Origin of the sequence: uncultured Aurantimicrobium sp., from assembly GCF_936931525.1 — a bacterium.
In the GTDB taxonomy this organism is placed as follows: domain Bacteria; phylum Actinomycetota; class Actinomycetes; order Actinomycetales; family Microbacteriaceae; genus Aurantimicrobium.
The window spans coordinates 1-11,093 of the sequence record NZ_CAKZII010000045.1 but is presented as its reverse complement, the minus strand read 5'-3'; the positions used below and the strand labels follow the sequence as shown (position 1 = coordinate 11,093).

12 protein-coding genes are annotated in these 11,093 nt (G+C 56.4%); 6 read left to right on the top strand and 6 right to left on the bottom strand.

The annotated features are described in order from the left end of the window. Window positions 1–443 (bottom strand): type I phosphomannose isomerase catalytic subunit (locus Q0362_RS02280; protein ID WP_366099769.1); only part of this gene is annotated, 443 nt, incomplete at its 3' end. Between the two features lie 18 nt (window positions 444–461). On the opposite strand from Q0362_RS02280, the gene Q0362_RS02275 reads away from it, so the two are divergent. The 3 genes from Q0362_RS02275 to Q0362_RS02265 are packed head-to-tail and all read left to right on the top strand — an operon-like array spanning window position 462 to window position 4,235. Continuing rightward, a complete protein-coding gene (locus Q0362_RS02275) occupies window positions 462–1,640 on the top strand; it encodes an acyl-CoA dehydrogenase family protein (RefSeq protein WP_298119339.1) in 1,179 nt (392 codons plus the stop codon). 9 nt (window positions 1,641–1,649) lie between these two features. After that, complete coding sequence (locus tag Q0362_RS02270; protein WP_298119336.1) at window positions 1,650–2,954, top strand: O-antigen ligase; 1,305 nt, start codon at window positions 1,650–1,652, stop codon at window positions 2,952–2,954. Between the two features lie 9 nt (window positions 2,955–2,963). Then, on the top strand, window positions 2,964–4,235 hold the full coding sequence (locus Q0362_RS02265) for an O-antigen ligase family protein (protein ID WP_298119334.1): 1,272 nt from the start codon (window positions 2,964–2,966) through the stop codon (window positions 4,233–4,235). A gap of 13 nt (window positions 4,236–4,248) precedes the next feature. Here the strand turns inward: Q0362_RS02265 and Q0362_RS02260 are convergent, their stop codons facing one another. Genes Q0362_RS02260 through Q0362_RS02250 form a run of 3 tightly spaced genes read right to left on the bottom strand, consistent with a single transcriptional unit; the run spans window position 4,249 to window position 7,329 of the window. Beyond that, window positions 4,249–5,631, bottom strand: a complete 1,383-nt coding sequence (locus tag Q0362_RS02260; protein ID WP_298119332.1) for an LCP family protein — start codon at window positions 5,629–5,631, stop codon at window positions 4,249–4,251. Then, window positions 5,628–6,128, bottom strand: a complete 501-nt coding sequence (gene purE, locus Q0362_RS02255; protein WP_298119330.1) for a 5-(carboxyamino)imidazole ribonucleotide mutase — start codon at window positions 6,126–6,128, stop codon at window positions 5,628–5,630. Before purE ends, Q0362_RS02260 begins: the two co-directional genes overlap by 4 nt. A gap of 16 nt (window positions 6,129–6,144) precedes the next feature. Further along, on the bottom strand, window positions 6,145–7,329 hold the full coding sequence (locus tag Q0362_RS02250; protein WP_298119328.1) for a 5-(carboxyamino)imidazole ribonucleotide synthase: 1,185 nt from the start codon (window positions 7,327–7,329) through the stop codon (window positions 6,145–6,147). Between Q0362_RS02250 and Q0362_RS02245 the strand changes: the two genes are divergently transcribed. After that, a complete protein-coding gene (locus tag Q0362_RS02245; protein ID WP_298119326.1) occupies window positions 7,328–7,804 on the top strand; it encodes a GtrA family protein in 477 nt (158 codons plus the stop codon). The genes Q0362_RS02250 and Q0362_RS02245 overlap by 2 nt on opposite strands. After that, window positions 7,801–8,553: a polyprenol monophosphomannose synthase gene (locus Q0362_RS02240; RefSeq protein ID WP_298119324.1), complete on the top strand. Its 753-nt coding sequence runs from the start codon at window positions 7,801–7,803 to the stop codon at window positions 8,551–8,553. Before Q0362_RS02245 ends, Q0362_RS02240 begins: the two co-directional genes overlap by 4 nt. On the opposite strand, the gene Q0362_RS02235 is transcribed toward Q0362_RS02240, so the two are convergent. Together Q0362_RS02235 and Q0362_RS02230 are read right to left on the bottom strand one after the other, a co-directional pair. Beyond that, window positions 8,550–9,089 carry a PH domain-containing protein gene (locus Q0362_RS02235; protein WP_298119322.1) on the bottom strand — a complete coding sequence of 180 codons (540 nt, stop codon included), beginning with the start codon at window positions 9,087–9,089 and terminating at the stop codon, window positions 8,550–8,552. The genes Q0362_RS02240 and Q0362_RS02235 overlap by 4 nt on opposite strands. A gap of 67 nt (window positions 9,090–9,156) precedes the next feature. Next, complete coding sequence (locus Q0362_RS02230; protein ID WP_298119319.1) at window positions 9,157–9,966, bottom strand: biotin--[acetyl-CoA-carboxylase] ligase; 810 nt, start codon at window positions 9,964–9,966, stop codon at window positions 9,157–9,159. A 56-nt stretch (window positions 9,967–10,022) separates the two neighbouring features. On the opposite strand from Q0362_RS02230, the gene Q0362_RS02225 reads away from it, so the two are divergent. Beyond that, a partial coding sequence (locus Q0362_RS02225) for an acyl-CoA carboxylase subunit beta (RefSeq protein ID WP_298119317.1) occupies window positions 10,023–11,093 on the top strand: 1,071 nt, incomplete at its 3' end.

Genomic DNA, 11,093 nt, shown 5'->3' with positions numbered 1-11,093 from the left:
GAAATTGTGTGGTCAACATCTCTGAAACCACAGAGAGCTTCGAAGGTGTCGCTGAGGGCATAGATCAGTTCTGGCTTGTGTGCATCGTCGCGGTAGTTGCGGTTCGGTGCATCGAGAGCGATACCTGAAGCGTTCTCTCTGGCAAATCCTTCACGGGCTTGCTCGGGTGACGGATGTGCCTGAATAGACAGCGGGTGTGCGGCAGCAAGTACCTTGAGCAAATAAGGAAGAGGTTGCTCTCCGCGTGCTTCGAGGTAGTCAGCAATCGTTGCTGCTTCAGCAGCATCCTCAGGGTTCACGATCTGCGTGGGTGATCCTGGGTGTGTGCCGAGCCAGAGCTCCGCTTCTGGCTTTCCTGAGGGTGCTTTTCCTCGGAGTTCGGCAATGTCGGTCAGAGAACCCCAGGCATAATCTCGCGGGGTGTTATCGACACGAATCATCACGAGGATTAGCCTAGCCACATGACCTTTGAGACCCTGCCAAGCGACTTCTTCCACCTTGAGGCGAGTCTGTCTCCAGTTGAACTCGACAAGTTGATGGAACTGCGTACCTATCTCGAGACTGAGATCAAGCCTGTGATCAATGATCACTGGGACCGTGCTGAGTTCCCCAAGGCACTGGTCAAGGGCCTAGCGGATACAAAGTTGATCGGTATGGCATGGCCTGAAACACAGCCATTTGAAACCACGGCAGTGTTCCGCGGTTGGGTCGCACTTGAACTTGCACGTATTGATGCCAGCGTTGCAACCTATGTCGGAGTGCAGAACGGTTTGGCCATGGGCTCTGTCGGCGTCTGTGGATCTGATGAGCAGCGTGCATATTGGCTTCCCAAGATGCACTCAGGTGAAATCGTGGGCTCCTTTGGTTTGACCGAACCACTCTCTGGTTCTGACTCTGCACAGGGCCTGCGCACAACGGCCACCCGCGACGGGGACGACTGGATTCTCAATGGCTCCAAGCGCTGGATTGGTAATGCCACGTGGGCAGATATCTGTGTGGTCTGGGCTAAGGACACTGCAGATGGTCAGGTCAAGGGCTTCATTGTTCCAACCGATACCCAGGGTTATGTCGCCACCAAAATCGAGCGCAAGCAATCTCTTCGTGTTGTTCAGAACGCCGACATCACGCTGACGGATGTGCGCATCCCTGAAGCGAATCGCCTCCAGAAGGCCAACAGCTTTGCGGACACCGCCACCGTGCTTCGCCTTACCCGCGCCGAGGTTGCCTGGGCAGCGGTCGGCATTGCCGTTGGCGCCTACGAAGCAGCGCTGGCATATGCCAAGGAACGTATTCAGTTCGGCAAGCCCATTGCTGCCCACCAGATGGTGCAGGACCTGCTGGTCAAGAGCTTGGGCAACATCACCTCGAGCCTGTCTTTGGTTCTGGAAACCTCTCGCATGCAGGATGCCGGCAAGATGAAAGACGAGCACGCAGCTCTGGCTAAAGCTGTCGCCACTGCACGTATGCGTGAGTCTGTTGCGTGGTGTCGAGAGATCTTGGGTGGCAACGGAATTGTGCTCGACTACGACGTGGCACGCTTCTTTGCCGATGCTGAAGCGATCTATAGCTACGAGGGCACAAGGGAGATGAACACCCTCATTGTGGGTAGGGCCATCACAGGCCACGCCGCATTCGTCTAGCCTTGATACATGCCCGCCAAAGAATATAGAAAAGCGAAGACCGGCCTTGCCGTTGTCACGCTGTTCATGCTCTTTGCCGGTGAAGCCATCCGCAACCTTGTGGGTTGGGAAATCTTCATGGGGCTGGGTGTGCTCATCACCGCGATTTATGTCGTGGTCATCATTCGTGCTCGCCACCTTATTCACTGGCGCAGCATTCCCTTCTGGCTAGCTTTCTTTGCGCTCTTTGCTGTGGCTTCAGTCACCTGGGCATACTCACCTTCGAATACGGCGCTGACACTCTGGCCCTTTATTGAGGTGACCATCGGGGGTGTGGGTATCGCACTCACACTGCCGTGGAACGACTTCATCCGCGCCCTCGGCACAACACTGCGCTGGATCCTTGGCGCATCTCTGCTGTTTGAATTGTGGGTCAGCGTGTTCGTCGGTCACGCCATCTACCCCGTTTTTATCGACACCTCAGGCGAGAAAGTTCCTGCTGTCTACCAGTGGAGTCGCAACCTCTTGATGGAGGGTGGCCCCATCCAAGGTGTTGTCGGCAACCGTAACCAACTCGGATTTATTGCAGTCATCGCACTCATCGTGTTTTCTATTCAGCTCGCACAGAAAACGGTCTGGCGTAACTGGGGCATTGTCTGGGTCGTTATTGCCGTGGCAACGATTGGCCTCACTCGTTCAGCAACTGACCTCATTGCATTATTTATCGTTGCTCTAGTTGCCTTGTTCACATTGTGGCTGCGTGCACGTCCTGCCACACAGCGCCGCCCTGTCTACCTCACCATGCTGGGGCTGGGAGTCGCAGGGATCGTAACGATTTCTGTTGCGCGTGAGCAGTTGCTTTCCCTGCTGGGCAAGGGTTCCGACTTGACCGGTCGCACAGATATTTGGGCAGCAGTCACTGCTCTGGCTGAACAACGCCCTGTCTTTGGTTGGGGCTGGCTGAGTCCCTGGGTGCCCTGGCTTGAACCTTTCAACAACCTTGCCGTGCGCTCCGGCGTGCACTATCTCCAGGCGCACAATGTCTGGCTGGATGTCTGGATGCAGCTCGGTTACGTCGGCGTGATTGCTCTGGCAATCGCCATGTTTACGTTGCTTTCGCGCTCCTGGTTCATAGCCGTAGATCGTCCGCAGTGGGACCTCGTTGAGACTCGTCCCTACAGCGCCAGTTCGCTCTTGCCTTTACTCGTGACAGTGGCACTGTTGACTCAGAGCTTCTCTGAAAGCCAGCTGGTTGTTCAATCTGGCTGGGCACTCGTGGTGATTTTGTCGCTGACCGTGATGGTGCCCACTCGCATTACTAAAGCCCTGAACTAGGCCCTCACCATGAGTCCAACAACTGCCACCGTCGCAGAAGCTGCCTACGCTTTCTTCTCACATGCCCGCTTTGCTCGGGCCATGAGCATTCTTGTGATCGCTACTGCCTTGGGCACACACCTTTTGCGTTCTCTCACAGGAACCGCAGGTCTCACTGCCATCGTGGTCACCGAGCTGGTGCTGTGTGCACTCATGCTGATTGCACGCCGACGCGTGGTGCGCTGGAACGCGTTCCTGCCTATTTCTCTGGCTGTCTTTTTAGTGTGGTGTGCGGTCAGTTACTTCTGGTCGTATTACCCCAAGGCCAGTTTGGTTGGCATCGCATCCCAGCTCAGCTTCGCTGTGCTGGCGTTGGCCATCTCGTCCACGCGTGACACCATTCAGCTCATCCGAGCCATTGGTGATGTCCTCCGGGTATTCCTTGCCGCGTCTCTAGCCCTGGAGGTTATTGCCGGGGTTCTTATTGATGGGCCTATTGATTTCCTAGGCATCCGAGGGAACTTGGTTACTGGCGAAGGAATTCAGGGAGTCTTTGGCTCGCGTAATGCTTTCATGCTTGTCTCTCTTATTGCACTCGTCACCTTCCTCATTGAATGGCGAACCAAGAGTGTGACCCGGCAGGTTGCAGGCTGGTCTGTTCTGGGAGCCGCGCTCTGTGTCCTGTTAGCCGCCTCCCCCGTGGGGTTTGTTACCGCTGTTGTCGTTGTTGTGATTGCCGCGCTTTTGGCTTCCCTGCGCAAGATGGAACCCGCCGTTCGTCGAGGAACCGAAATTGCTGCAGCCAGTGCCGCGGGTCTGAGTTTGATCATTGCCTGGGCATTGCGCGGAAGCATTCTTGAGTCATTGAGTTCCTCATCAGTTCTGCAATATCGACTCTCCCTCTGGAGCGAAGAGCTGCGCTTGGCAACGATGAAGCCGCTTGAAGGTTGGGGCTGGGTTGGCCTCTGGCCACGCAAGACACAGCCCTTCACCGTGATGAATTCCGGAAGTGGTGACATTCACAACTCTGGACTCAACATCTACCTGGATGCGTGGCTTCAGGTTGGCATCGTGGGCTTAGCCCTGTTGCTGATTCTTTTGGGCTTTGCCTTTGCACGTAGCTGGAGCTTGGCCACGATGAAGAAGAGTGAGATCTATCTCTGGTCTCCACTTGTGCTGAGTCTTCTGCTGATCTCAGGACTTGCAGAAAGTACTGCCCTCACCGAGTGGGGTTGGTTCTTTGTTGTCCTGATTGTGGCCCGCAGCTCAGCAGAGCTGAGCTGGCGCCGCACCAAGGACTAACTCTTACTGTTCCTTACGGAGCAGGAGTCTCCGTGGGCTCTGGTGGGTGGATCACCGAGTAGACGTATCCGTGAATGCCGGCGTAGTCAGGGTATTCGGTGTCGACCGGGAAGGGCTCGTAGTAGGGCGTGAGCTCAATGTGGTTGATGGGAAGTTCCTTAGTTTTCAAACCAAGGTTTACAAAGTAACCGAGCATCGACTGAGGAATATCGGTTTTCACCACTTGCGTACCTGCCGCGGCAATCTCTTGGAACTTGGTCAACACGTTGGCAGGGTTCATCTGACGAAGCAAAGCTTCTTGAACCTGCTGCTGACGTGCCATGCGGTCGTAGTCACCGGTGCCCGACCAGCGTGAGCGCATGTACATCATGGCGTGGTAGCCATCCATGTGCTGAGGACCAATTTCAATCCACTCGCCGACTTCTTCTTCAGGGGTCTCAGGTTCAGCTATCGCGATGCGCTCTTCGACGTTGATGTCGACGCCACCAAGTGAATCGATCAAGTTCAACAGACCCTGCATGTCGATGAGGACGTAGTACTGAATGTCCAGACCTGTAATGGCCTCTGCAGCATCCCGCATGGCTTCAATACCAGGTGAGCTACCTTCAGCTGCGGCATTGGGATAGAGGTCAGGGTGGTCATTTTCGGCAGCAACATAGACCGTGTTCAAACATGCCCAACGAGTGCAGTATTCACCGGTTTCCTGGGTGTATCCGTTGGGATAGACCGAATACATGGGTGAGTCTTCATTGAACGGAATGGCCTGCAGGTCACGAGGCATACCGATGATGGTTGCAGCACCCGTCTCTGCATTGACGCTGACAACCTGAGCTGTGTCAGGACGCAAGCCGTCACGGTCTTCTCCTGCGTCACCGCCGAGAAGTAAGAAGTTGTATTGACCGTCAATCGGTGGCTGGCTAGGACCAGCTACGAAGATCTTGCCTAATGCGCTGTTGAGGCTTCCGGTCAATGTGCCTGCATAGGCTGCCCCACCGGAAATGAAGAGCATTGCAATAACTGTGACGCTAGAAATCCACCAACGAGCACGTGGGCCTGTTTTCACTACTCGGATCAAACGCAACGTATCTAGCGTGAGCACAGCCCACAGAATCGCGAAGAAGAACAGAGCTAACTGACCAACAAAGAGGGTTGGCCCCCAGGTTGCCAGGAAGAAAACGGCGGTGGGCCAAAGTAGGCCAATAATGAATGTGAGAACGAGGAAACCAACAAGAACAAGAGTTGCTCCCAGACCTATCTTGCCCAGGCGTTTGTTTCCAGCCAACGCCTGCACGGAACCCGGCAGTACGAAGTTGAGTACGACCAACCACCAGGCGCGGGTGGTCATGACCTTCTGCGAACTGGTGTCGGGATACCTCAGTGGGCTGGTTTGACTCATAACTGAGACTTGAGCGCCTTGTTCTTTTCTTCGACCAGGTCGGCAAGGCCGGCAGCATACGCTTCCACGGCCGTGAGAAGTTCAGGGTTGCTAGTTGCAAGAATCTTGACCGCCAGAAGAGCCGCATTGGTAGCGCCGCCAATAGACACTGTTGCCACGGGAACGCCGGCAGGCATCTGCACGATCGACAGCAGAGAGTCCATGCCATCGAGCTTGGACAGGGGAACAGGAACGCCCACAACAGGAAGTGGGGTCACACTCGCCAGCATGCCGGGGAGGTGCGCAGCACCACCGGCACCAGCGATGATGACCTTCAGGCCACGGCCTGCAGCTGCCTTACCAAAAGCAATCATTTTCTCTGGGGTGCGGTGCGCAGAAAGCACCTCAACCTCGAAGGGGATGCCAAAGTCGTTCAAGACGTTGGCGGCCGAACTCATGACAGTCCAGTCAGAGTCAGAGCCCATTACAACGGCGACGAGTGGGTGCGTTTCAGCCATTGTTCAAGGCTAGGGCTCAGACCTGAAAGAATCCTGCTGCGCCACGCGCCTGATAGGCAACCTCGGGCAGATCATCACCAGATGCGTTGACGTGCCCCACCTTGCGGCCGGGGCGTGGTTCTTTGCCATAGGTGTGGATTTTGACGGTGGGGTGATCTGCCATCGCGTGGGGGAAAGGAGAAAGCATGTCGCCAGAGGCAGGGCCACCCAAGATGTTGACCATCACCGTGAATGGTGCGGTCAACCCTGTAGCACCCAGTGGCAGATCGAGCACAGCACGCAAGTGCTGCTCGAACTGGCTGGTGGTGCTGCCATCCTGAGTCCAGTGGCCGGAGTTGTGAGGACGCATAGCAAGTTCGTTGACCAGAATGCGGTCATCCGTGGTCTCAAAGAGTTCAACAGCCATCACGCCGGTGACATCCAGCTCCGCTGCAATTTGGGTGGCAATGGAGCCAGCCATGTCCGCGATCTTGCCCTGGGAGTGCGGTGCGGGAGCAATGACTTCGCTACAGACACCGTCTGCCTGGATGCTTTCAACCACTGGCCAGAGTGCCATCTCGCCACTGGGGCGACGGGCAATCAGCTGTGAGAGCTCACGGCGGAACTCCACGAATTCTTCCAACAACAATGACTCACCTGGCTGCAGAAGATCTAGCCAGTCGGCCACATCTGAAGCTGCGGTGATGACACGAACACCCTTGCCGTCATAGCCGCCGCGAGCTGTCTTGGCGACCGCACGGCCACCCCACTCTGCCAAGAAGTCTGCGACGTGCTCTGCGGTAGAAGCCTGAGTCCACCCTGGAACAGGGATACCGAGTTCACCCAAACGTTCACGCATGCGGAGTTTGTCCTGAGCAAACTCGAGAGCATGAGGTCCTGGCTGGACAGAGTAGCCACGAGTGATCAGCTCTGCCAGAACGTGGGCAGGGACGTGTTCGTGGTCGAAAGTAATAACGTCGCAGCCCTCTGCGAAGGCAAGGACAGTGTCGACGTCGGTGTAGTCGCCAACCTGGGTTGCGGCGATTTGCGCGGAGGAACCCTCGTTCTCAGCCAGCACCCGGATATCTAGGCCTAGATTGATTGCAGGAGGCACCATCATGCGGGCCAATTGGCCGCCACCTATAACGCCAACTACAGTTGTCAACGGCTCATCTTTCGCGTGGTTGAACGGGTTTGAGAGTGCACTTACGGGGAGAAACATGACCACATCGGAGCGAGCAATCGCAACCGAGTCTTCCCCGAGCCTGTTTACTCGCTTGAGAAGAGGCCTGTTGGGCTACTTCGTCAAGTTTGGACTGGTCGGTTTAGTCGGCTTAGTCGTCGACGTTTCTCTCTTTAATCTACTCTCCCTGTCTGGTCCTGGTTGGTGGGCGGAGCCTCTGGCAGCCAAGTTCCTCAGCACCTCGGTAGCCATCGTGGTGAACTGGCTTGGCAACCGCTACTGGACCTTCCGCCGTGACAAGCGCTCTGACGTAGCTCGCGAGCTCATCGAGTTCGTGCTGGCTTCTGTTGCAGGCATGCTCGTCACCTTGGCCACGCTCTGGTTCACCCACTACGTGTTGGGCTTTGATTCATTGCTGGCAGACAACATCTCCGCCAACATCATTGGTTTGGGTCTGGGCACCCTGGTGCGCTTTGCTCTCTATCGCTGGTGGGTTTGGAACGTGAAGCGATGAGCACCGTCGTCATCATTCCGACCTATAACGAACTCGAGACCCTGCCTGAGGCAGTGAAAGCAGTTCGCTCTGCAGTTCCAGATGCCAACATCCTCATCGTGGACGACAACAGCCCTGATGGCACTGGCACCACAGCAGATGCCTTGGCCAGTGCTGATCCGTTTGTGCACGTGCTTCACCGTGCAGAGAAAACCGGCCTCGGCGATGCCTACCTCGCCGGTTTTGACTGGGCTCTCGAGCATGGCTTCGAAATCATCGTCGAGATGGACGCTGATGGTTCACATCCAGCCGACCGACTCGGCGCTCTGATCGGTGCCGTCTCGGAACCAACTGTTCCTGGTGCCCACTACCCCGGTCTCGCGATTGGTTCGCGCTGGGTCAAGGGCGGTTCCGTGGTCAACTGGCCAGCACGCAGGCTGTTCCTCAGCCGCGGAGCGAATACCTATGCCCGCATTGCCTTAAACATCGACGTCAAGGATTCCACCGCAGGGTTCCGCGCCTTCCGCGCGGAAGTACTGCGCGGAATCCACCTCGAGCAAGTCAACTCTCACGGCTACTGCTTCCAGATTGATCTCACATTGCGCGTGCTGGATGCCGGCTACACCGTCGTGGAATTACCCATCGAATTCAAGGAACGCGAAACAGGCGAATCCAAGATGAGCAAGAACATCGTGATGGAAGCGATGAAAGCTGTCACAACCTGGGGTTGGCAGCGCCGCTTCGGCAAGAAGACGTCTACGGCTTCTTAGTATTCATTCGTCCAGCGCTGGTCATCACGACGCAGCTGTGCCGACAGCGGAGCCTGCGAATCAACCAGCTCGGACAATGCTGACAAAACGAGGTTTGCCTTGGGCAAATCAAAGAGGCGAATCGGTGCTTCTGCACCGGTGTTGAGCAACAGGTCACCTGCACCAAATACGGCCTGCACAGCGTTCTGACGCACGGTCACATCGTGGATGCGGCCATAAAGAACTTCTTGCTTGCTGCGCGTGAAGATTCCGCGATAAATAATCACGCGACGGGTGGTGATGATCACGCGGTTGCCCAACCAGGTCACCAGTGGGAAAACCCACAGCACAATCACAAGCAGTGCACTGAGCAGCCAGAACACGAGGTTCATCCAGAGCTCAGGGAAACCTTCAGAGAAGAAACCCCAGGCGGTTGCCACACCAATCAGCGCCAAGGTGGGCATGAACAGAACGCGTCCGTGGCGACGCAGTCGCACGACAACGGGTTCTGCTGCTTCCGTGGGCGCAGGCTCATAAGCAACAGTGGGGTTAGACATTAGGTCAATTATTGTCGGCGGGGCAGGTCTAATCCCGGTGGCGCGCTGGGTAGTTGATGGTACTACCTTAGATCACGCGCAGGTGAGTGACATCGCCAGCAGAGACGACCAACGGTTCAGCACAGTTGCTCATCTCCACGATGAGTGAACCGGTTTCGTTGATGCCGATGGCGGTGCCCACAGGGTTCTCGCCCGAAGGAAGCTCCACACGGACTGACTTTCCAATTGTGTTGCAGAGCTCTGTGACCTGATCCAACAGACCTGAGCTGCGCACGTTACCTGCTGCAGAGACAAAGACTTTCGTAATGCGAGAGAACTCGGTCAAATACGCAGAAAGCACGGCGTCAAGCGTGGTTTGGGCACCTTCAAGAGCAAGTGAGGTTGCGGTCGGCACGGGAAGATCTGCTTCGGCGAGCGCGATGTTTACGCCCGTGCCCACAACTAATGCCATGCCCAAGGGAGTGGTCACGAGTTCACTCAGGACACCGCAGACTTTCTTCTCTCCAATAAGCACATCATTGGGCCACTTGATGGTCGCAACTTTGCCGTCGGGCAGAACCGAGTTGCAGGCTCGTGCCATAGCGAGGCCCGCGAGCAATCCAAACCACCCCAGCGACTCTGGAGGAAGCGGACGTCCTGCAGGTGTCTGTGGTCGGAGAAGAACAGAGACTGCGAGAGAAGCTCCGGCAGGGGCGCTCCAGTCACGGCCGAGTCGGCCCTTACCGGCGACCTGGTTGTCGGTGGCAACGACGGAGAAGTCAGGCCACTGGTCGCCTTCGCTGGAGTTCACTGCAGCAACCAGATGGGTATTGGTGGAGCCCACTTCATCCAGCCAGAGCAGGCGTGACGCAAGTGGGGTGCTGAGGGGAAGTTCCATAAGAACAGTTTGGCAGGTGTTTTTTGTAGGGAAGCTCTAACCCTTTTTCGATACCTATGGCAAGTAGAGTGAAAAGCGTGACTGAAAACGCGAAATCTATCGACCCCTTCACTACTGCCGGGAAGCTTGCCGATCTGAAGGCCCGCTACACCGAGGCAGTTATTGACAACGGTGCCAAGGCAGCTGAGAAGCAGCACGCTAAGGGCAAGATGACTGCCCGTGAGCGCATCGAAGAACTTCTTGACCCCGGCTCCTTCGTTGAGCTGGACGAATATGTGCGTCACCGCACCACCGCTTTTGGCATGGACAAGAACCGCCCCTACGGTGATGCTGTCGTCACGGGTACCGGAACAATCCACGGTCGCCAGGTTGCTGTTTACTCGCAGGACTTCACCGTCTTCGGTGGATCTCTCGGTGAAGTTGCCGGTGAAAAGATCATCAAGGTCATGGACCTTGCTCTCAAGACTGGTGTGCCGATCCTCGGCATCTTGGACTCGGGTGGAGCTCGTATTCAAGAGGGTGTTGTTGCCCTGGGTAAGTACGGAGAAATCTTCCGTCGCAACACCGCCGCTTCTGGTGTCATTCCTCAGATCTCCATCATCATGGGCCCCGCTGCCGGTGGTGCTGTGTACTCCCCCGCTCTGACTGACTTCGTCATCATGGTGGATAAGACCAGCCACATGTTCGTGACCGGTCCCGACGTGATCAAGACCGTGACCGGTGAAGAGGTGGGCTTCGAGGAGCTCGGTGGCGCACTGACTCACAACACCGTCTCTGGTGTTTCTCACTACCTCGCAGCTGACGAGAGCGATGCTCTCGACTACGCCCGCACGTTGGTCGGCTTCCTGCCCGATAACAACATGGCTGAGCTTCCCGTCTATGAGTCCGAGGTTGAACTCGAGATCACCGACGAGGACAAGAAGCTCAACACTCTGATTCCCGACAGCACCAACCAGCCCTACGACGTGCACGAAGTGATTCGTGGCGTCGCAGACAACGGTGACTTCCTCGAAGTGCAGGCCCTGTTTGCTCCCAACATCGTGATCGGCTTCTCCCGCGTGGAGGGTCGCACCGTCGGCATCGTGGCAAACCAGCCTTCTCAGATGGCTGGAACGCTCAACATCGAA

Excerpts from the sequence above, each read along its gene's own strand:
- Q0362_RS02275 (WP_298119339.1), top strand. The coding sequence starts at position 462 with ATGACCTTTGAGACCCTGCCAAGCGACTTCTTCCACCTTGAGGCGAGT.
- Q0362_RS02270 (WP_298119336.1), top strand. The coding sequence starts at position 1,650 with ATGCCCGCCAAAGAATATAGAAAAGCGAAGACCGGCCTTGCCGTTGTC.
- Q0362_RS02265 (WP_298119334.1), top strand. The coding sequence starts at position 2,964 with ATGAGTCCAACAACTGCCACCGTCGCAGAAGCTGCCTACGCTTTCTTC.
- Q0362_RS02260 (WP_298119332.1), bottom strand. The coding sequence starts at position 5,631 with ATGAGTCAAACCAGCCCACTGAGGTATCCCGACACCAGTTCGCAGAAG.
- purE (WP_298119330.1), bottom strand. The coding sequence starts at position 6,128 with ATGGCTGAAACGCACCCACTCGTCGCCGTTGTAATGGGCTCTGACTCT.
- Q0362_RS02245 (WP_298119326.1), top strand. The coding sequence starts at position 7,328 with ATGACCACATCGGAGCGAGCAATCGCAACCGAGTCTTCCCCGAGCCTG.
- Q0362_RS02250 (WP_298119328.1), bottom strand. The coding sequence starts at position 7,329 with ATGTTTCTCCCCGTAAGTGCACTCTCAAACCCGTTCAACCACGCGAAA.
- Q0362_RS02240 (WP_298119324.1), top strand. The coding sequence starts at position 7,801 with ATGAGCACCGTCGTCATCATTCCGACCTATAACGAACTCGAGACCCTG.
- Q0362_RS02235 (WP_298119322.1), bottom strand. The coding sequence starts at position 9,089 with ATGTCTAACCCCACTGTTGCTTATGAGCCTGCGCCCACGGAAGCAGCA.
- Q0362_RS02230 (WP_298119319.1), bottom strand. The coding sequence starts at position 9,966 with ATGGAACTTCCCCTCAGCACCCCACTTGCGTCACGCCTGCTCTGGCTG.